The organism is Coriobacterium glomerans PW2 (assembly GCF_000195315.1).
Classification (GTDB): domain Bacteria; phylum Actinomycetota; class Coriobacteriia; order Coriobacteriales; family Coriobacteriaceae; genus Coriobacterium; species Coriobacterium glomerans.
The window spans coordinates 1,037,858-1,056,885 of sequence record NC_015389.1; the positions used below are offsets into that span (position 1 = coordinate 1,037,858).

General features: G+C 61.6%; 20 protein-coding genes and 3 tRNA genes. 22 read left to right on the forward strand and 1 reads right to left on the reverse strand.

The features are described from left to right. Positions 1-37: 37 nt before the first annotated feature. The 17 genes from pyrH to CORGL_RS04585 all read left to right on the forward strand — a co-directional run bounded on the left by pyrH (position 38) and on the right by CORGL_RS04585 (position 12,889). Positions 38-760: a UMP kinase gene (pyrH, locus tag CORGL_RS04510; protein ID WP_013708742.1), complete on the forward strand. Its 723-nt coding sequence runs from the start codon at positions 38-40 to the stop codon at positions 758-760. Positions 761-762: 2 nt separating this feature from the next. Continuing rightward, positions 763-1,299 carry a ribosome recycling factor gene (frr, locus tag CORGL_RS04515; protein ID WP_013708743.1) on the forward strand — a complete coding sequence of 179 codons (537 nt, stop codon included), beginning with the start codon at positions 763-765 and terminating at the stop codon, positions 1,297-1,299. Between the two features lie 2 nt (positions 1,300-1,301). Then, positions 1,302-2,096, forward strand: a complete 795-nt coding sequence (locus CORGL_RS04520) for an undecaprenyl pyrophosphate synthase (protein WP_013708744.1) — start codon at positions 1,302-1,304, stop codon at positions 2,094-2,096. A gap of 68 nt (positions 2,097-2,164) precedes the next feature. Then, the gene (locus CORGL_RS04525; RefSeq protein ID WP_013708745.1) at positions 2,165-2,971 is read left to right on the forward strand and encodes a phosphatidate cytidylyltransferase; all 807 of its coding nucleotides are present in this window, start codon (positions 2,165-2,167) and stop codon (positions 2,969-2,971) included. Continuing rightward, entirely contained in the window at positions 2,968-4,140 is a 1,173-nt protein-coding gene (dxr, locus tag CORGL_RS04530) for a 1-deoxy-D-xylulose-5-phosphate reductoisomerase (protein ID WP_013708746.1), read from the forward strand. The genes CORGL_RS04525 and dxr overlap by 4 nt, the downstream gene beginning before the upstream one ends. Positions 4,141-4,150: 10 nt before the next feature. Continuing rightward, a complete protein-coding gene (locus CORGL_RS04535; RefSeq protein WP_013708747.1) occupies positions 4,151-5,518 on the forward strand; it encodes a M50 family metallopeptidase in 1,368 nt (455 codons plus the stop codon). A gap of 33 nt (positions 5,519-5,551) precedes the next feature. Then, a complete protein-coding gene (gene ispG, locus CORGL_RS04540; protein WP_013708748.1) occupies positions 5,552-6,625 on the forward strand; it encodes a flavodoxin-dependent (E)-4-hydroxy-3-methylbut-2-enyl-diphosphate synthase in 1,074 nt (357 codons plus the stop codon). A 15-nt stretch (positions 6,626-6,640) separates the two neighbouring features. Then, positions 6,641-8,359, forward strand: a complete 1,719-nt coding sequence (locus CORGL_RS04545) for a proline--tRNA ligase (RefSeq protein WP_041739202.1) — start codon at positions 6,641-6,643, stop codon at positions 8,357-8,359. A gap of 110 nt (positions 8,360-8,469) precedes the next feature. Next, positions 8,470-8,545: transfer RNA gene (locus CORGL_RS04550), tRNA-Ala, on the forward strand. A 50-nt stretch (positions 8,546-8,595) separates the two neighbouring features. Further along, positions 8,596-8,671: transfer RNA gene (locus tag CORGL_RS04555), tRNA-Ile, on the forward strand. Between the two features lie 311 nt (positions 8,672-8,982). Continuing rightward, the gene (locus CORGL_RS09795) at positions 8,983-9,201 is read left to right on the forward strand and encodes a hypothetical protein (RefSeq protein ID WP_156789796.1); all 219 of its coding nucleotides are present in this window, start codon (positions 8,983-8,985) and stop codon (positions 9,199-9,201) included. 50 nt (positions 9,202-9,251) lie between these two features. After that, positions 9,252-9,329 carry a ribbon-helix-helix protein, CopG family gene (locus tag CORGL_RS10200; protein ID WP_083810036.1) on the forward strand — a complete coding sequence of 26 codons (78 nt, stop codon included), beginning with the start codon at positions 9,252-9,254 and terminating at the stop codon, positions 9,327-9,329. A 266-nt stretch (positions 9,330-9,595) separates the two neighbouring features. Beyond that, on the forward strand, positions 9,596-10,663 hold the full coding sequence (locus CORGL_RS04565) for an ABC transporter permease family protein (protein ID WP_013708750.1): 1,068 nt from the start codon (positions 9,596-9,598) through the stop codon (positions 10,661-10,663). Positions 10,664-10,878: 215 nt separating this feature from the next. Beyond that, positions 10,879-11,331, forward strand: a complete 453-nt coding sequence (locus CORGL_RS04570; protein ID WP_013708751.1) for a DUF3887 domain-containing protein — start codon at positions 10,879-10,881, stop codon at positions 11,329-11,331. A gap of 134 nt (positions 11,332-11,465) precedes the next feature. Next, complete coding sequence (locus CORGL_RS04575; protein WP_172633536.1) at positions 11,466-12,326, forward strand: YhfC family intramembrane metalloprotease; 861 nt, start codon at positions 11,466-11,468, stop codon at positions 12,324-12,326. A gap of 189 nt (positions 12,327-12,515) precedes the next feature. Continuing rightward, positions 12,516-12,701: a hypothetical protein gene (locus CORGL_RS04580; RefSeq protein ID WP_013708753.1), complete on the forward strand. Its 186-nt coding sequence runs from the start codon at positions 12,516-12,518 to the stop codon at positions 12,699-12,701. Between the two features lie 113 nt (positions 12,702-12,814). After that, positions 12,815-12,889, forward strand: a tRNA-Val gene (locus tag CORGL_RS04585). Between the two features lie 91 nt (positions 12,890-12,980). On the opposite strand, the gene CORGL_RS04590 is transcribed toward CORGL_RS04585, so the two are convergent. Next, positions 12,981-14,453, reverse strand: a complete 1,473-nt coding sequence (locus CORGL_RS04590; RefSeq protein ID WP_041738600.1) for an outer membrane protein assembly factor BamB family protein — start codon at positions 14,451-14,453, stop codon at positions 12,981-12,983. Between the two features lie 226 nt (positions 14,454-14,679). Between CORGL_RS04590 and CORGL_RS10075 the strand changes: the two genes are divergently transcribed. The 5 genes from CORGL_RS10075 (at position 14,680) to CORGL_RS04610 (ending at position 19,023) form a co-directional block, all read left to right on the forward strand. Continuing rightward, a complete protein-coding gene (locus CORGL_RS10075) occupies positions 14,680-14,826 on the forward strand; it encodes a hypothetical protein (RefSeq protein WP_245526953.1) in 147 nt (48 codons plus the stop codon). 320 nt (positions 14,827-15,146) lie between these two features. After that, positions 15,147-17,174: an ABC-F family ATP-binding cassette domain-containing protein gene (locus CORGL_RS04595; protein WP_013708754.1), complete on the forward strand. Its 2,028-nt coding sequence runs from the start codon at positions 15,147-15,149 to the stop codon at positions 17,172-17,174. Continuing rightward, a complete protein-coding gene (locus tag CORGL_RS04600; protein ID WP_013708755.1) occupies positions 17,161-17,457 on the forward strand; it encodes a hypothetical protein in 297 nt (98 codons plus the stop codon). The genes CORGL_RS04595 and CORGL_RS04600 overlap by 14 nt, the downstream gene beginning before the upstream one ends. Positions 17,458-17,470: 13 nt before the next feature. Then, the gene (locus CORGL_RS04605; protein ID WP_013708756.1) at positions 17,471-18,157 is read left to right on the forward strand and encodes a site-2 protease family protein; all 687 of its coding nucleotides are present in this window, start codon (positions 17,471-17,473) and stop codon (positions 18,155-18,157) included. A gap of 65 nt (positions 18,158-18,222) precedes the next feature. Beyond that, entirely contained in the window at positions 18,223-19,023 is an 801-nt protein-coding gene (locus tag CORGL_RS04610) for a segregation and condensation protein A (protein ID WP_013708757.1), read from the forward strand. Positions 19,024-19,028: the final 5 nt, after the last annotated feature.

Below are 19,028 nucleotides of genomic sequence, written 5' to 3' on the forward strand. Positions count from 1 at the left end.
GCTAGAATGATTCAAACCACCATCGAAGGAGGGTCCCTTGTCCGAATACCTGTATAAGCGCGTCCTGCTGAAGCTTTCGGGGGAAGCACTCATGGGAAACGGCGGCTGCAGCATCGACCCTTCCGTCATCGAACGGCTTTCGCTTCAGATTCGCGAACTCGTTGAAGCTCGTATCGAGGTCGGTATCGTGGTCGGCGGCGGCAACATCTTTCGGGGAATGTCGGGAGCCGCGGGCGGAATGGACCGCGCGCAGGCGGACTACATGGGCATGCTCGCCACCGTCATGAACGCGCTCGCCTTGCAGGACGCTCTCGAGCGCTTGGGCTGCCCATGCCGCGTTATGAGTGCGATTCAGATGAACGAGGTCTGCGAGCCCTACATTCGCCGGCGTGCGATTCGCCATCTCGAACAGGGCGATGTCGTCATCTTCGCAGCGGGTTCGGGCAATCCCTTCTTCACCACCGATACCGCCGCCGCGCTTCGAGCCTGCGAGATCGGTGCGGACTGCCTGCTCAAGGCTACGAAGGTGGATGGCGTCTACGACAAGGATCCCTGCACCAACGATGACGCGGTCCGGTTCGAGACGATCACCTACCATGAGGTCCTGGTGCGCGGGCTTCGGGTCATGGATGCGACCGCCGCGGCGCTGTGCCAAGATAACAGCATGCCTATCATCGTGTTGAACATCGATGGAAAAGACCATATCAGGCGCGCGCTTGCGGGAGAGCCCGTCGGCACCGTCATCGTACAGGAGGGCTGAACATGGGATCGGATATATCTGCTCAGATGGACAAGACGCTCGCGAGCCTGAAGCACAACTTCTCCAAGGTTCGCACCGGTCGTGCCAATGCCGGCATCCTGTCTGACATCTCGATTGACTACTACGGTGTTCCCACGCCGATCACGCAGGTTGCCGCTGTAAAGGTACCTGAGGCTCACCTGCTCGTGATCGAGCCATGGGATCGCGGGATCACAGACGCCATCGTCAAAGCGATCGCCGCATCTGACCTGGGGATCACGCCGAATTCCGACGGTTCGGTCGTGCGCCTGCCGTTCCCCGCGCCGACCGAGGAGCGGCGCCGCGAGCTCGTCAAGGAATGCCACGAGCTTGCAGAGCACGCACGGGTCTCCATTCGCGGTATCCGCCGTGAGGCGAATGGCGCGGCGGAGCGCGACGAGAACCTCACAGAGGACGACGTCCGTCGCGATCAGGCTCGAATCCAGAAGCGTACCGACGAGTACGTCGCCAAGATCGATCAGATGCTCAAGGCCAAAGAGGCCGAAGTCATGGAGATATAGGGTTGCGCATCGATTCCATCAAATTTGCCGAGCACTTCGCCGACGCGCCCGACGGCGAGAGCCTCGCCGCGCTCGATCTGACGAGGATTCCCTCCCATGTCTCATGCATCATGGATGGCAACGGTCGCTGGGCCATCGCCCGCGGCCTGTCGCGTGCCGAGGGTCACAAAGCCGGTATCGTCGCATTGCGTGAGATCATAACGACCTGCGTTCGGCTGGGCGTGGACGTTCTGTCCGCCTATGCGTTCTCAACGGAGAACTGGACGCGGCCGCAGCACGAGGTCAACTTGCTCATGCATCTGTTTGCGAAGACGTTCATCGACGAGCTGCCACTGCTGCGCAGGGAGGATGTCCGCGTCGTTTTTCTAGGTGACATCTCGGCGCTCCCCCGAAAGACCCGGGAGGTCTTTGAATTCGGGCTACGAGAGTGCGAGAACCACAGAGGCATGATTCTCGCACTCGCTGTGAACTACGGGGGACGCGCGGAGATCACGAGGGCGGCGCGCCTCATAGCGCAGCAGGTCGCCGCGGGACAGCTCGCTTTATCAGATGTGGATGAGCGCACCCTGTCCGATCGACTCTATACGGTCGATCTGCCCGATCCGGAGCTCGTGATACGCACCTCGGGTGAGTTCAGGGTCTCGAACTATCTTCTATGGCAGATAGCCTATGCAGAGTTCTATGTCACCGACACCTGCTGGCCCGACTTCGATCGCTGGGGCCTTCTTGAGGCGATTCTGTCATATCAGGGCCGTGAGCGGCGCTTTGGCGGCGTCGGTGCGGGCGCGCGATCATGATAGCGCAGACCAGACAGAATGAACGAGAACCAGCCTCTGTCGAGGTCTGCTCGAAAGGAGATGCGGCCATGATCAGGAGGTTCGCGACACGTGCCGCATTCGGACTCGTCTATGCCGCGCTCGTCATCGCGAGTCTGCTTCTCGGCGTCGTCCCCACGGCGATGCTGTTCGGCCTTCTGAGTTGTTTGTGCTGCTTTGAGTTCTTTCGCCTCATGCGCATCGACGGCAAGCTGCCCTGCGAGCCGCTCGGGCTCGTCGCGTCGGTGCTCTTCCCGCTTTCCGCGCTCGGAGATTCGCGGTTTTTGAATGCCCTGCTGTTCATTCTCGTGCTTTCGGTGGGTCTTTGGTACGCGTACTCGCCTCGCACGCGCATCGCGGATGTCGCGGTCACGCTCATGGGCCCTCTGTACACGGGTTTCATGCTCTCTTCTGTGGTTCTGCTTCGCGAGGCGAGACCCGGGTTCGCCGGCGCGCTTCTCGCCATCGGAGTGTGCGCCTCCCTGTGGGTATCGGATTCCGCCGCCTATATCGTGGGGAGCAGGATCGGCAGGCACAAGCTCGCTCCAAAGATCTCTCCCAACAAGAGCTGGGAGGGTTTTGTCGGCGGTATCGTGGGATCGATCGCGATCTGGCTCATCTTGTGGGGAAGCCAGCTGTACGGACTGGATCTCTTTCATGCCGTTCTGTTCGCCATCATCGTGGATGTTCTCGGCGTCTTCGGGGATCTCATCGAGTCGCGCATCAAGCGCGGCGTAGGCGTCAAGGACTCCGGGGATCTCATACCCGGTCACGGTGGAATGCTCGATCGATGCGACTCGCTCATCTTCGGGTGCATCACCGCTCAGCTCCTGCTTCTCATCGGGGGCATCATATGATCTGCGACGAGCCGCAGCGCGTCGCCATACTCGGTTGCACGGGATCGATCGGGACCCAGACACTCGATGTCTGCCGTCGCAACGCCGATCGAATCCAGGTGGTCGCGCTGTCGGCGCATGGGCGCACAGAAGAACTCGTCGCCGCCGCTCGCGAGTTCAAGGTGGCGGCGGTCGCAGTCTCGGACACCGAACATGCGGATGACCCCGTCCTTTCTGAGCTGCCCGCCGGATGCGAGGTCGGATTCGGATCTCGTGCCGTGAGCGCGCTGGCCGAACGCGAGGATGTGGACACGGTGCTCGTATCGATCGTCGGCGTCGCGGGCCTCGAGGCGAGTCTGAGAGCGGTCGAGGCGGGAAAGCGCCTCGCCCTGGCGAACAAGGAGTCCCTCGTGGTGGGGGGCGACCTGCTCATGCCGCGCGCAGCCGCCGATCAGATCCTGCCGGTCGACTCGGAGCACTCGGCGATACTGCAGTGTCGCCTCGGTGAACCTGCACGCGATGTGCATGCGATCTGGCTCACCTGCTCGGGGGGACCGTTTTTCGGTCGGTCCCGTGCGAGCTTGGATTCGGTGAGCGTGGGCGAGGCGCTGTCGCATCCCACGTGGTCGATGGGGGCGAAGATATCCATCGACTCGGCGACGCTCATGAACAAGGGGCTCGAGCGCATAGAGGCGCATCATCTGTTCGGGGTGCCCTACGATGCTATCGTCGTCCTCATTCAGCGTCAATCGAAGATCCACTCGATGGTCGAGTACGCGGATGGATCGGTGATCGCTCATCTGGGCGCCTCGGACATGCGCATCCCGATACAGTACGCCCTGTCCTATCCCGCTCGCTGGGAGACGCCAGCGCCTCGTCTGGATTTCCGCACGATCGGCTCACTCGATTTCGCCGCGCCGGATCTGGATGCGTTTCGCTGTCTGGAGCTTGCCGACCAAGCCGGTCGGATCGCCGGGACGATGCCCTGTGTTCTGAACGCCGCCAACGAGGTCGCCGTCGCGGCGTTTCTGGCTGGGCGCTGCGCGTTCGCAGACATCGACCGGGTCGTAGAATCGTGCATGGCATCGCACGACGCGTCCCCGGTCGAATCATTCGATCAGCTCATCGATATCGATGACGAGACCCGTCACCGCGCGGAGGACCTCCTTCGACGGCTTCGGGCATCATGAAGGGCGCGATATGCACGTGATCTCCGCGGTTCTCTCCGTTGTTTTCTGGGGCGTGGTCCTGCTCTCGCCGCTTGTCTTCGTGCATGAGGGCGGTCACTTCCTCGCGGCGCGCGCCTGCGGGGTGCGTGTGACGGAGTTCTTTCTGGGTCTGCCGTTCCGCTGGCGGCTGAGTCACACCTCAAAGCGTTCGGGCACACGGTTCGGGGTGACGCCGATTCTGCTCGGAGGCTACGCCATGATCTCGGGCATGGATCCAGAGAGCAGCGAGTGGGCCCCGCAGGTTCTGAGGCTCGTGCACGAAGCGGGCTCGATGCGGGTCGCCGACATCGCTCGCGCCCTGTCGATCACGGAATATGAGGCGGGAGACGCGTGCGCGATGCTGGCCGGATGGGGCTCGCTCGCGCCGGTCGATGACGGACGTCACGAGTCGAAGCGCTCCGAGGAGAGCTATCCGAGCCGGTATGCGAGCGTTGCCCGAGACGCGGAGGGCAACACCGTCTTGGATGGTCGCAGATTCGATCGGCACCATGCCACCTCTCAGGGGGAGCCATGGGAGCCACCGATGGAGGAGCGCGGCTTCTTCGAGCGCGAGAGGTCGCGAACCTATCTGGGATCGAGCATCTGGAAGCGCGCGTGCATGCTGCTTGCGGGTATCGCTGTCAACATCTTGTCCGGCGTCCTGCTCATCATGTGCGTCTACTCGATTATCGGCGTCACGGTGATCAAGGATGTGAACGCCGTCGGCGGTATCAAAGAGGGCTCGGCCGCGTCCGCAGCGGGCATCGAGGCGGGCGATCGCATCATCTCGCTCGATGGAGAGACGACCGAGACATGGACCGATATCCTGCATGCGATCAAAGGCGCGCCCAAGGGCAGCGCTTTCTCGATCGAGTTCGAGCATGATCGAGAACTTCGCAGCGCAAGCATCACGCTCGGCTCCGATGAGCCGCTCGGAATCCAGGCCACGACCGAGGTCGCGCATCTGAACCCCGTCGATTCAGCCAAGCTCTCGATATCATATCTCGCCGCCACCGGGCAAGCGGTCGTTCGACTGGTGCAGCCCCAGCACACCATGGAGGTGCTCGACAGCTCGACATCGATCGTGGGGATCTCGGTCATGTCGGCGCAGGCTGCATCGGTGGGAATCGCCACGTTTCTTCAGCTTGCCGGTCTGCTCTCGTTCTCCCTGGCCTTCATGAACCTGCTGCCGATCCCACCGCTGGACGGCGGCAAGCTCGTGTTCGAGGTCATCCAGGCGCTGCTTCCCCGTAAAATCCCCCTGAGGATACAAAACGCGGTCAACATCGCGGGAATCTTTATATTCGCGCTTCTGTTCATATACCTGCTGCGCGGGGACATTCTGCGCATCTTCTCCTGAGAGCGACCTCGAGCGCCGCCGAAAGGAACGCCCATGCAAACCGATCTTCCGCGTGATCTCACGCGCCCCGTCCGGGTCGGCTCCCTTGTCATCGGAGGCGGCGCGCCGGTCGCGGTCCAGTCTATGACCTCGACGCCGACCGAGGACGCTCCGGCGACGATCGCGCAGGTGCGCGCGCTCGCCGAGGCGGGATGCGATCTCGTGCGCGTCTCGGTGCCGACGCGATCGGCGCTCGCGGGCTTCGCCGAGGTGTGCGCGGCCTCCCCGGTGCCGATCGTAGCCGATATCCACTTCGATTATCGGCTGGCGATCGACGCGCTCGCTGCGGGTGCGGCGAAGCTGCGCATCAATCCCGGCAACATCGGATCCTGGAAGCGCGTCGACGCGGTGATCGATGCCGCCGGGGCAGCCGGAGCCGCCATTCGGATCGGTGTCAACGCCGGATCGCTCGAGGATGATATCGCATGTCGCGATGATCTCACTCAATCAGAGAAACTCGTTGCATCCTGTTTGCGTTTCGTCGAGCACTTCGAGGCCCGGGGCTTCACTGATATCGTCTTGTCCGCTAAGACCCACAGCGTCCCCATGACCCTGGAGACCGGCCGCGCGCTCGCCAGCGAGCTTCCGCACATACCGCTTCATCTGGGTGTCACCGAGGCCGGCACGCTGCGTCAGGGTACGGTCAAAGGAGCTGTCGCGCTGGGGATCCTGCTTTCCGAGGGGATCGGCGACACCGTTCGCGTCTCGCTCACCGCCGACCCGCTGCAGGAGGTTCCCGTCGCCTGGGACATCCTGTCGAGCCTGGGGATCCGTCGGCGCGGGCCCGAGATCGTCTCGTGTCCCACATGCGCGCGCTGCCAGGTCGACCTCATCGACATCGCGAATCGCATCTCCGCGCAGCTGGAGCATGTCGATGCTCCCATTTCGGTTGCGGTCATGGGATGCGTCGTGAACGGTCCGGGGGAGGCGGCTGACGCCGATATCGGCGTCGCATGCGGAAAAGGTCAGGCCGCACTCTTTCGCCGCGGCGAGATAATTGGTAAAGTTGCCGAGAGGGATATCGTCGAGGCGCTCATGCGCGAGGTTCACTCATATGTGAGGAGCTAGGCTGTGACCTATGTGATGAAGATGTCGAATCTGTACGCGCCGACGCTCAAGGAGGACCCGGCAGAAGCGGACCTGGTGAGCCATCGGCTGCTTCTGAGGGCCGGCATGATCCGAAAGATGGCTTCGGGAATCTACAGCTATCTGCCGCTCGCGTGGCGCTCGCTCAAAAAGATCGAGGAGATCGTGCGCGACGAGATGGACGCGATCGGCGCACAGGAGTGCCTGCTGCCGATTCTCACCGATGCCGAGCTGTGGCGCCTCTCCGGCCGCTGGGACGCATACGGTCCCGAGCTCATGCGTATCGTCGATCGGCATCAGCGGCAGTTCGCACTCGGCCCCACCCATGAGGAGACCGTAACCGATCTCGTCAAGAACGAGCTCGCGAGCTATCGGCAGCTGCCCGTCAGCCTCTATCAGATACAGACGAAGTTCCGTGATGAGATGCGTCCCCGATTCGGCCTCATGCGCGGTCGAGAGTTCATCATGAAGGACGCCTACTCGTTCTCAGCCACTCAGGCATCGCTGCAGGAGTGCTATGAGGATATGAAGGCCGCCTACGGACGCATCTGCGAGCGCTGCGGTCTCGCGGCGCTGCCGGTCGCGGCCGACTCAGGGCAGATCGGCGGCGACACCTCTGTCGAATACATGGCTCTTGCAGACTCGGGCGAGGCGAGCCTCGTCTACTGCGACAGCTGCGGTTTCGCGGCAGACGATGAAGCCGCCTCCACGAGGGTGAGCGTCACCGAGGGCCCCGGGGACGGCGCCCTCGAGCGCGTGAGCACCCCCGGCCTCGCCTCGATCGCAGAGGTCGCGGCGCATTTCGACATCCCTGAGAACGCGACGCGCAAATCTCTGGCGCTCATCGATGGCGGCGGCGTGCCCGTCGTCGCCATCGTCGCGGGCGACCGGGAACTCAATGAGATCAAAGCGGGTCATCTGTTCGGCGACTACCACCTCATGGACGAAGAGGAGCTCGCCGCGACCGGCTTGCACAAGGGTTTCATCGGTCCGGTCGGACTGCCTCGCGGAGTTCGGCTCGTGGCAGACGAGTCGCTGCGCGAGTCCGAGCGCTGGGTGTGCGGTGCCAACGAGGTCGACTTCCACTTGACCGGCGCCTGTCCGGGCAGAGATTTCGAGGTTGACGAGTGGGCGGATCTCGTGACCGTCGTAGCCGGAGATCCGTGTCCCGTGTGCGGCGAGGAGCTCTCCGGTGCGCGCGGCATCGAGGTGAGCCAGGTGTTTCAGCTGGGCACGAAGTACTCGCTTCCCATGGGTGCCACATTCACCGACGAGGCGGGTCGGACCCAGCCCATGCTCATGGGCTGCTACGGTGTGGGCATCTCGCGCACCTTGGCCGCTGTCGTCGAGCAGCATCATGATGAGGCTGGCATCATCTGGCCCGTTTCGGTCGCTCCCTACGAGGTCTCGATCGTTCTGCTCGATACGAAGCTTCAGGCATGCGTCGCGGCGGGCGATCGGCTCGCCTTTGAGCTGTCAGCCGGTGGCATCGACGTGGTGCTCGATGATCGCGCCGAGCGACCCGGAGTGAAGTTCGCTGACAACGATCTCATGGGCTTTCCCTACCAGATCATAGTCGGCAAGCGCGGCATCGCTGCCGGCACAGTCGAGATCAAAGATCGTGCAACCGGTGAGCGGGTCGATGTGGCGCTCGATGACGCATCGAACTATGCGGTGGAGCGAATTCGCCGCGCGCGCGGTGTGCGCTTCGCCTAGAGTGAGGGCTATCGGTCGTTTTTGGCCGGGATAGAGCTTTGCTTGCGATTTGTTCGAGTTGGCTCTTGCAAACGCGCCTGCGATCCCGTATATTATCTCCTGCACCGCTTGGGGGCGTAGCTCAGCTGGGAGAGCGCTTGACTGGCAGTCAAGAGGTCAGGGGTTCGATCCCCCTCGTCTCCACCACGCAGACTCGCAGCCTCTGAATCATCGATCTCAGGGGCTGTTCTCATTTCGGGCTTGTGGCGCAACGGTTAGCGCGGGGGACTCATAATCCCTAGGTTCTGGGTTCGAATCCCAGCAGGCCCACCAAACCTAAATAGCACGAACCCTTTGCGGTTCGTGCTTTTTTTTTCTGATAGAGCGCAGCTGTTTCTCCAATCCCCTCACATCGGTCCGCCCCATCGTTAATGGTAGGGTAAAGTTCTAGAGCGAGTCATCGTCTCGGAAAGAGTCTCTTTGAGACATCCAATTATCGCAAAGGACGATGCAGCAACGGCATGGGAGCATTGCACCGCCTGCGCACCGTCGTTCGATGTAAACCCAGACAGGTATGTTGCAATTGGGATTGATTCTAAGGGAAGACAGACAGAGCTTGTGGTCATCAGAAAGGAGGGTGGATCATGGCTAGTGATTCACACGCAGGCCCCGCAGAAAAAAGACATAAAGAAGAAGCTCGGATTCGAGAGGGGGAAGCAATGAATGATAAAGAAGTTTGCAAACTGTTTGATACTACATTAGAAGATGTTGCCGACGATGCCGATAGATACGAGCAAGGCGATTTTTCTGATTTTGATTTCTCAAAAACAGTACTTGGACGCCCGCTTGAAAAAGAAAAATGACAATGGTCTCTACTCAAGTTCCTAGATCTCGAGTTGAGGCGATAAACTGAATTGCCAAAAAAGAGGGCATATCTCGCTCTGAATTCGTTAGAAGGGCAATCGATCATGAGCTTATGGAAATGAGATGAGATCGCATGAAAAGGACCAAGGCGGGGTTTCGAGCGCTTCGGCGCGGCCAACGCCAACGCCCGGGCGATCGGTGCTCGGTTGGAGGAGCTGGGACGGAGCGTGGAGTACCGCTATCCTGACGACGGGGCGATCCGCACGCCCGGTAGTCGCTACTGAGCGGCGGCAGGGAAAGTCGAAAAGGGACGGGTGCCGAGCATCCGCCTCCTTTCGCATTTTTTAGTCGCGTTCATGATGTGAATCGAGACAACAAAACCCGTCCACCCCGATGCTGTTCCGCGATCAGGAGATCATGGTCTTCAACGATTTCTTTGGAGGCCGAGGTCGTCGAGGAGGGGCGGCCAAGTCGTCCTACGAGCAGGAAGTCGCTACCGTCGTCGCCAAGCGGATCAAGATCCAGGCCACGACCCGCATGACATCCGAGTTGCAATGGGCCGACGAGCATGCGCAGCGCGAGACCATCCGCGCCATCCAGGACGACCAGTGCGACGACATGAACTGGCTCCCCAGAGCCCGGAACGGCAGTTCTGCCGAACACGGTTTCCTCGAGATCGGGATCGCCAGTGCACGGTGCGCGAGAACATCGCAAGCTGTCGCGGCGCTCAGCTGCTGGGCGGCCTCAACGATTTCGGGTGCTTCGCCGACGGCCGGTATGACCACGGCGCTTCTGCTGCCCGGCCTGCTGGTGGCCACCTTGGTGCCGGCCGCCCCGATGATTCTCCCCGCGCTGCTCGATAGCTGGAGCCGGCTCGTGCCCGGCAGTTGGGGCAGCGCGTGGTATCTCGCCCGCCGCAGCGCGACCTGGTCTATCGGCATGAGCATGTCGGTCGAGACGCCGATCATGGTCGGCTTCGGGCTCGTCGCGGGTCTGTTCTCCGTCATACGCGTTCTGGCGGCCCACGCCCGCGCGCTCGGCGCCACCGATACGAGCGGCTTTCGATTGGACGTCTCGACCACGCTGCTTCTTCTCGGCGGCCCGGTGGTGCTCTGCGCCCTCAGCGCTGCCGTGAGCGTCATCATGTCGTCGAGATCGCGCACCCGCGACGTAGCGCTGATGACGGTCGCCGGAGCCGATGCGCGCACGATCGTCGCAACTTCCGCGCTCGAGGCGCTCATCCATGCGCTGAGCGCATCTGCCGTCGGCGCCGCGTCGGTGCTGGCAACCTGCGCTGTGGTCGACGGCGCCTACGGGCTTCCGTTTTCTGTCGGCATTGATTTCATGCCGGGGTTGGTGGTCTCATCAGTCGGCTTCGCACTCGTGCTCGCGGCCACGCTCGCGCCGGCGATCGCCAATCTTCGTCGCCCGCCGGCGCGGGCGCTCTCATCCGGGCAGTGACCAGTCCGTTTAACCTCATCGGGGTAGCGTCGATCGGAGCCGGATCCGCGTCAGATGCCGCCCGAAAATACTGTTGACAATTCGTTTGCCCTTTCTATAATTCCTATATGATTAGACAGTTGCCTAATCGTAATGCAGCGCGGGAACGAGGGGGAGGCGCGCGGGCAAGACCGCAAGCCGTCCGGTCTCGATCCCGTCGAAACGAAGGGATCATCATGCGAAAGAATCAGAAGATCATGATCGGAGGCGGCATCGGGATCGTTCTGATCCTGGCGTGCGTTGCCGTCGCGCTTTTCGTCACCTCAGGTCAGCAGCAGGCAGCGCAGACGAAACCTGGTCTGCCCGACTGGACCGATGAAGCCGCGGTGCGCAAGGAGGCGCGCGCGCTCATCGATGAGGCGAACGACCACGACTGGGATGCGCTCGCAGGGAAGGTCTCCGCCACAGTGAAGACATCGAAATCAGAACTTATCAAAGGCTTCAAAAATTCCGAGGCGACCATGGATGCGTTCGGAGCCTTCAAATCATATGATGATGTCGCGTACTACCAGAGCGCGTCAGGAGATCAGGCGATAATCGTGCAGCAGGCGACCCACGAGAATGCCAAGGTCCAGTACAGCGTCGCCTTTGAAAAAGATGGGGGTTGGTCAATGTTCCGGTTCAAATGATCTGGGTTGCGGGCTGGTTGCATGACCTGTGCCGAAACTGAGACGAGGCGCCCCTCGAGAGCATCGGTCCTGCGTCGGCCCGAGGCGGTTGCGCACGACCGATCCGATGAACAATGCCTATCTGCAAGGAGGAAATGATGGTCTCGATCGCTTCGATCATATGTCTGGCGGCGTCGGCGCTGATAGCTGTGGGCGGTCCGTTTATCTTGTTCTTCGTCACTCGAGCCCGCCTGCATGTTCGATTCATCCCCGTGCTGATAGGCGCGGTCACCTTCATCGTGTTCGCAGGGGTCTTTGAGCAGATCCTTCATGGGGTCGTCTTGTTCAGGCTCTTTCCCCGGCTCATCTCGACCCTGCCGTTCGTCTACGCACTCTATGGAGCTTTGGCCGCCGGGGTGTTCGAGGAGCTCGGACGCGCCTGCGCCTTCCTTATGCTCCGCCGCTCGCATCGCCCCGCCGAGGGCGTCGAGCGGGCCATAGGATATGGTATCGGTCACGGCGGGATCGAGTCGCTTCTGGGTCAGGGATTGCAGGTGCTCAATGAACTGATCTTGGCCATCATGGCCAACAGCGTGGGCGCATCCCAGCTCATCGCGTCTCTTTCAGCAGACAAGCAGATGGTGGTGGAGCAGCAGCTTCAGCAATTGCTGGCCAATCCGTCGATCTCCTGGCTCCTCTTCGGCTTTGAACGCGCCTGCTCGATCAGCTTCCACATCGCCGCCTCGGTGATCGTGTGGATGGCCGTCAGCGGACTGATCCGCAAAAGCTGGATCGTCGGCGCGATCCTGCTGCACGCGCTCAGCGATTTCGGTGCCGGTCTGTACCAGGCCAATGCTCTGCCGATATGGGCGACTGAGCTCTGGGCCATTGCGGTCGCTCTGCTCACCATCGGCGTCGCGGTGCGTCTCTATCGGGCCTCGCGGCGAAAAAGTGCCGCGAGGCCTGACTCCGCTGAAGCCGCCGAGCCGGCACCGGATGTCTCCTCTGCCGGGTGAGGGGGAAGAATCGAGCAGCAGATAGCTATCTGTACAGTGAAAGGCGACGTGCATGGGCTACATCAACCCGAATGCGTTCAAAAGCAGGGCGTCACTTGAGAAAACAGAAAGAGGATCCTGATCGGGCTCTCGATCGCCTCGATCGGCGTCTTGATTCTCTGTGCGCTTCTTCTCCCGAGCGAGGTCGGCATGCAGCTGACCGCGACATCCGAGCTGGGAAACTACATGCCGAAGGCGCTGATCCTGCCGGTATTCGCCGTTGTGATCGCGGCGGGCGAGTACATGTTCTATCGCAATCCGTGTCCGCCGTGGCTGCTCCTCGTCCTGGGCGTCGACTTGCTTGCTGCCCTGAGCCTGGTGTTCAATATGCTCTAGATGCGCGGTGGCACAAGATCCGCGCCGGGCGATGGTGCGTCGAGGATGCAAAGTTGAAAATGCCGTTGGCGTGCGCGGCCGAGCATGGTATTATCGAGTACGCTGAATTGCACGGGCGATTAGCTCAGGGGTAGAGCACATCCTTCACACGGATGGGGTCACAAGTTCAAATCTTGTATCGCCCACCACAACACACACCGGTCTACCAGATCAAACGCGGTAGGCCGGTTTTTTCCACACTGTCCTAATATCTGTCCAAGGAAGTCAGCAGGGGAGCTGTCAGCTGATAGCAAAAAGCCGCTGTCTGTTGGAGTTGCCCGAAGCGAGGTACAACGTGCCCTGCGAATCGACAGGAACGAACGTGTCCCATGCCGTTTTGCCGCATGAGACATCATCGTTGATCCGTTTGAACGCGCCCACATGCCTGCTCTCATAGCTCGCTTGCCACAGACCGTCCGTGCCCAGACAAATAACAAGCAATCGTGCGGGATCGTCTCTGCACTGCAAGACGATCGGCGTCGTGTCAAGGGAGAAATTCTGCACGGTGTCGATCACCTGAAGCGTATTCGCATCAACCAGAGCGATCGAGGCGTCCTCAGCATCCTTTGCTCTCGCAAGGTTGCAAAGTAGGCAACCGTCGAAGAGCACCGGCCTCGCCTCGCTGGGAATCGTTTGCGCGATGCCAGCCTCTGGAACAGCGCTGAGCGCGACTGCGTCCTCGATGTTCAGCGAGCCCGGCTTTGCTCTCAGGCGATACAGCGTTCCTTGCCGGGAGAGCGCAAAAAGGCGCGTCGCATCCTCTGGTGCGGTGGTGAGTCCCGTGCCCAACGGCGAATCGATCTCAATGCGAGCGATCTCGGCTCCGGACTCGTAGTCGAGCAGCAGGACTCCCGTGGCCTCGGGCTCGGGAACCACAAGTCCTGCATCTGAGGCGAACAGCTCGCTTTGTCCGTCTGTGGAGGCGAATCTCCCCGGATAGGGCAGCGTCCATACCGGCGACCCATCGTCGAGTGATATGCAGATCAGATGCGAACCGGGATCGACTTGATAGCTCGAAAATCCGACATAGGCGCGATTTCCCCTGCAGGCGATGTTCGTGACGTGCCAGTTCGCATCCGCGTATGTTCGGTGCACCTCTTCAGAGCCGTTCGGGAATCGAGTCGTCTCGCTTCCTATCATGGAAGAGGCCTGTACGCACACGGATTTCCACAGTACGTCCAGATCCACAGCTTCAAGGGCGTACAACGAGCCGTCCGTGCATGCAACGAGCACCTGATCACCTTCTGTGCCATTGCCTCCCGCTACGGTGATGGCGGCAGCCCCGATAGCTCCTTTCAAGGGCTTTCGATGCACGAGCCTGCCATCTTGGGCATCGTGCGCGCGCACCTCCTCGCCTGCGCCCAGATAAACAAGGCCGTTCAGCAAAACGAGATTCGACGTGGAGGCGAAGCCAGCCGTCTGCGCGGCCTCATCGTCTGATTCGGTCGTGCTGTTGGCATATTCCACCACCACCTTCGTCCACCTCACATTTCCCTTTGGAGTCATGCTGACCAGCGTCGCCCCTGGGGTCGCACCGCCCCCTTCGGGCTCGTTGCCAGCGGCTCCAGAGCCGCTCGAGGACGAGGACCCGGCAGACCCATCGCGCTGATCGCCTGAGCGGCATCCCGACGCGAAGGTTGCGATGGAGGCCGCGAGAAGCAGTCTGGTTGTGCTGATCAGACGGCGACGCGAGATGAGAACGCCAGCAAGCATAGGAGGACCTCCCATTGTTCAAATGCGAAGCAATCGGAGTATACCGCTCACTTCGTTTCAACGATGCTGCGATACCAGACAAGAGGGGCCAACGGTCTAGAAGGAACGATGCGATCGAAATGCCCTTTTCGCACAGTGTGACGCATCGCGTTGCGCGAGAACTCCGGAATACGCCTTCGCGACCAAGTTGCTCGGATCGAGCGGAGCGCGCCTGGTGGTCGTCGACGTGTGGGGAACCGCAAGCAAGGCGGATTGGGAGTCGAACATGGACGTCTCCGCCGGCGCGTCCTCAACAATGCATCACCACGGCTTCAAGGCGACGTGGGACAACGTTCGCGCGGCACTGAGTTCGTGGACCCAGAAAACGGAATAGACCTCGCCTCATCGAAGATACTGATCACCGGTCACAGTCGCGGTGCTGCCGTGGCGAATCTGCTCGCTCACGACCTGCTTGTGTCATGGCACCGACCGGTTGAGTTTCGCGCGAGAAGCGTCTGGTGCACGGCTGCCATCGGATCTGAAAGAAGGATGACGCACGACCAATTGTCGTGCGTTTATGCAGGTAGCTTGATATATAGTCACGTTTGATGTATTGTTCCGCAAAGCGATCCTGATCCTGTGCGGGGCCTTGTGCGCCTCGCTTCCCATATTCGTCTGTCCGCAGCGCCCTCGGGCACGGTCTGTTAGGTTGGTATGATCCTCTCGGTTGACAAGGTTGAGAAGAGCTTCGGCGCGCGCGTTCTGTTCACGGGCGCGTCGCTGCAGATCAACGCCGGTGAGCGCTACGCGCTCGTCGGGCCCAACGGCGCCGGCAAGACCACGCTGCTCAAGATCATCATGGGGCTCGATGCACCCGACACCGGATCCGTCCTGTTCGCCAAGGATGTTCGCGTCGGCTATCTCGAGCAGGAGACGAAACTCGCCTCAAGCCGCTCCATCCTGGAGGAGGTCATGGCTTCGGCCAGCGAGATCGTCTCGCTCGGTGAGCGCGCCGAGAAGCTGCAGCAGCAGATCGCCGCGGCGGGGGAGGCGGGCGGCGAGCTCGATGCGCTGCTGCGCGAATACGGGCAGGTGCAGGACCGTTTCGAGCGGCTCGGCGGCTACGAGCTGGAGAGCAGCGCCCGTCAGATTTTGGCCGGCCTGGGCTTTCACGTCGAGGACTTCTCGCGGCCCTGCGCGGAATTCTCGGGAGGCTGGCAGATGCGCATCGCGCTCGCGAAGCTTTTCCTGCGCCATCCCGACCTGCTTCTGCTCGATGAGCCGACCAACCACCTCGATCTGGAGAGCGTCCAGTGGCTGCGCGGCTTTATCGCCGGCTACGAGGGCGCCGTGCTCATCGTCAGCCACGACCGAGCCTTCATGGACGCCTGCTGCGATCACGTCGCCGCCGTCGAGAACCGTCGCGTCACCACCTATGCGGGCAACTACGGCGCGTATCTGCGCCAGCGCGAGGAGAACCTCGAGCAGATGCGTCTCAAGCGCGCCGCGCAGGAGCGCGAGATCGCCCACATGCAGGTGTTCGTCGATAAGTTCCGCTACAAACCCACCAAGGCGGCGCAGGCCCAGGAGCGCATACGGCGCATCGAGCAGATCAGACAAGAGCTCGTCATCCTGCCCGAGGGCCACCGCCACGTCGACTTCAAGTTCCCCGACCCTCCGCGCTCCGGCGACATGGTGGTCTCCCTCGAGAACGCTTCGAAAGCCTACGGGGACAAGCAGATCTACGACGGCATCGATCTCACGCTGTACCGAGGCGATCATGTCGTGCTCTCCGGGCCGAACGGCGCGGGCAAGTCGACCCTCATGAAGATGCTCGCCGGCGTCGAGCCGTTGAACGCGGGTTCGCGCTCGCTCGGCCTCCATGTCGGCGTGGCATACTACGCACAGCATCAGCTCGAGGCGCTCAGCGAGGCGAACACCGTCCTGCAGGAGATCGACGCCGTCGCCCCGGGGTGGACCGTTCCGCAGGAGCGCAGCCTGCTCGGAGCCTTTTTGTTCTCCGGCGACGATGTGGACAAGCGGGTCGGCGTGCTCTCCGGCGGGGAGCGGGCCCGGCTCGCGCTGGCCAAGATGCTCGTCGCGCCCGAGGCTCTGCTGTGCTTGGACGAGCCGACGAACCATCTGGACATCGATTCCATCGACATGCTCGAGCGCGCGCTCACGCGCTTTCCCGGCACGATCGTGCTGATCAGCCATGATGAACATCTGGTGCGCGCCGTCGCCAATCGCGTCGTCGACGTCCGAGACGGCCAGATGAGAGTCATCGACGGCGACTACGACTACTTCCTGTACAAGCGCGATGATCTCGCGAGGCGTGTGGAACAAGCAGACGGTCGGTCCGAGGCGACCGGCGCGCAATCGCGCGCCGGCACGGTCGGGCGGCCACGCGCGGGCACCTCGAGCCCTGAGGAGCCTGCAGCGGGGAAGCGCACACGCGAGCAGCGGCGGCGTGACGCGCAGGCGCGCGCCGAGCTGAACCGCAGGCTCAAGCAGCGCCGGACTCGCTTGAGCACCGTCGATGCGGATCTCGCTCGCAAGCGCGCGCGCTACGATGAGCTTATGGCGATCATGTCCTCAGAGGGGCTCTACGAGGATCAGGTCGCATTCAACCGGGCGCTGGCTGAGTACGGTGCGCTCAAAAAGGAGATTTCCGTTCTCGAGGAGGAGTGGCTGGATCTTTCGGCTCAACTGGAGGAGGAGACATCACATGGGCGTTCGTAGAGCAGTTGGCGTGGCCCTGGGCATACTGGCACTCGCGCTCCGGCTGTGCTCGATCGCGTTGTGCTGCTTCGTCGTCATCCTGTGCTTCTCAGGTTTGCCCTCAAGGCTCAACATCGTCGGGCTCATCGTGGACATCTCCCGCGTCCTGCCCCCCTCCATCGCTGGCTATGGCGTGATATCGAGTCCGTTCGGCGGGGTGTTCCGCTTCGATTTCTCCCTCATGGCCGTCGCGCTGTTCATACTCGATTTCATCTTCTCGCGCATCGCGCGCATGCTCCGCTAGAGAGGCGGTCCTCATGTATAGGTTGTCGTTGTATTCGATCATCATCAGCGTGCTCGCATTGATCATCGGCATCGTCGTTCATGAGAGCGCGCATGCGCTCGCCGCGTATCTTCTTGGAGACGCGACCGCTCGCTCGCGCGGCCGCGTCTCGCTCAATCCTCTGAATCATATCGATCCGTTCGGCACCGTTTTGCTGCCGCTGCTCATGATAGCGATGGGTGGACCGGTGTTCGCGTTCGCCAAGCCCGTACCGGTGCAGGTCAACAATCTCAGGCATCCCAAGCGCGACGAGCTTTTGGTCTCGCTCGCCGGTCCCGCCTCGAACATCGTGATCGCCTGCCTGTTCACGCTGCTGCTGAGATTGGTTCTCCATTCGGTCGCGATCTCTTCTGCGACTGATTTTATGGTCAGATCGATCATGGATCTGTCCGTCGAGGCGATTCAGATCAACCTCGCGCTCGCATTTTTCAATCTCATTCCGATCCCGCCGCTTGACGGGTCCGCCATCCTGGTCGTGTTCCTCAAGGGCCAGGCCCTGCGCACCTACTATGAGATCCAGCGCTATGCCATGTTCGCGTTGCTGATCATGCTGTTCGTCTTGCCTCAGTTCTTCCGTATCGATCTGATCTCGCTGTATTTCAGCGTGACCGTGTACCCTGTATTTCATTTTCTGCTGTCATTCGCGATGGGATTGGTCTGAGCTGCATTGGGACCAACGTGTCGGGTGTGCCCGGGATATTCTTGCGCCGTGGGAGGTGAGCTTCGATGTCGTATCGCGTGACGACCAAGTTCTATTCGGGTCCGTTCGATCTGCTGCTGCAGCTCGTCTCGCGGCAGAAGGTTGATATCGGGGCCATCTCGATCTCAGAGGTCGCCGAGCAGTTTCTTTCCGAAGTGCACCGCTTGGACGCGATGAACCTCGATATAGCCAGCGACTTCGTGCTCGTCGCCGCTACGCTTCTGGACATCAAGGCGGCCTCTCTGGTGCCCGATGACGCGGTGCGTCTTCGCGAGGATGCGATCGAGGAGGATGATGAGCTCTCCGACCTTGACGGCGACGCTCTGCGCGAGGTGCTCATACAGAGGCTCATCGCGTACAAGCAGTTCAGAAGCGCCTCATGGGCCCTTGGATCGCGCATGGAGGCCGAGGGACGCATGCATCCCAGGGTCGCCGGCCCGGACCCCGAGTTCTTGAATCTCATGCCCGATTACTTCTCCGGGATCACGTTGCGTGGTCTTGCTGTCATCTGCGCCGACCTCGCCGCGCGACGTGATACGTTCTTGCTGGAGGCCGAACACGTGGCGCCGCGTCGCGTGCCACTGGAGCTCACGGTCGCCTCTGTCGATCGAGTGACGACGGCCCGGCCCCGTATCATGTTCTCCGAGCTTCTCGACGCCGAATCGAGTGCCGAGCAGATCGTCTCAACGTTTCTGGCGATACTGGAGCTCGCGAAGCGCGGATCGATCACGCTGGCGCAGGCATCGAGCTTCGGCGACATTCGCATCGACCGCGTCCGTGGCGCCGCGGCCTATAAGCCGGGCGACGCGTTGTCCGCAGACGAGTAGGAGGC

Bases quoted from the DNA above. Each gene is read 5' to 3' on its own strand.
- frr (WP_013708743.1), top strand. From the start codon at position 763: ATGGGATCGGATATATCTGCTCAGATGGACAAGACGCTCGCGAGCCTG.
- CORGL_RS04525 (WP_013708745.1), top strand. From the start codon at position 2,165: ATGATCAGGAGGTTCGCGACACGTGCCGCATTCGGACTCGTCTATGCC.
- dxr (WP_013708746.1), top strand. From the start codon at position 2,968: ATGATCTGCGACGAGCCGCAGCGCGTCGCCATACTCGGTTGCACGGGA.
- CORGL_RS04535 (WP_013708747.1), top strand. From the start codon at position 4,151: ATGCACGTGATCTCCGCGGTTCTCTCCGTTGTTTTCTGGGGCGTGGTC.
- ispG (WP_013708748.1), top strand. From the start codon at position 5,552: ATGCAAACCGATCTTCCGCGTGATCTCACGCGCCCCGTCCGGGTCGGC.
- CORGL_RS04545 (WP_041739202.1), top strand. From the start codon at position 6,641: ATGAAGATGTCGAATCTGTACGCGCCGACGCTCAAGGAGGACCCGGCA.
- CORGL_RS09795 (WP_156789796.1), top strand. From the start codon at position 8,983: ATGGCTAGTGATTCACACGCAGGCCCCGCAGAAAAAAGACATAAAGAA.
- CORGL_RS04565 (WP_013708750.1), top strand. From the start codon at position 9,596: ATGCTGTTCCGCGATCAGGAGATCATGGTCTTCAACGATTTCTTTGGA.
- CORGL_RS04570 (WP_013708751.1), top strand. From the start codon at position 10,879: ATGCGAAAGAATCAGAAGATCATGATCGGAGGCGGCATCGGGATCGTT.
- CORGL_RS04575 (WP_172633536.1), top strand. From the start codon at position 11,466: ATGATGGTCTCGATCGCTTCGATCATATGTCTGGCGGCGTCGGCGCTG.
- CORGL_RS04580 (WP_013708753.1), top strand. From the start codon at position 12,516: ATGCAGCTGACCGCGACATCCGAGCTGGGAAACTACATGCCGAAGGCG.
- CORGL_RS04590 (WP_041738600.1), bottom strand. From the start codon at position 14,453: ATGCTTGCTGGCGTTCTCATCTCGCGTCGCCGTCTGATCAGCACAACC.
- CORGL_RS04595 (WP_013708754.1), top strand. From the start codon at position 15,147: ATGATCCTCTCGGTTGACAAGGTTGAGAAGAGCTTCGGCGCGCGCGTT.
- CORGL_RS04600 (WP_013708755.1), top strand. From the start codon at position 17,161: ATGGGCGTTCGTAGAGCAGTTGGCGTGGCCCTGGGCATACTGGCACTC.
- CORGL_RS04605 (WP_013708756.1), top strand. From the start codon at position 17,471: ATGTATAGGTTGTCGTTGTATTCGATCATCATCAGCGTGCTCGCATTG.
- CORGL_RS04610 (WP_013708757.1), top strand. From the start codon at position 18,223: ATGTCGTATCGCGTGACGACCAAGTTCTATTCGGGTCCGTTCGATCTG.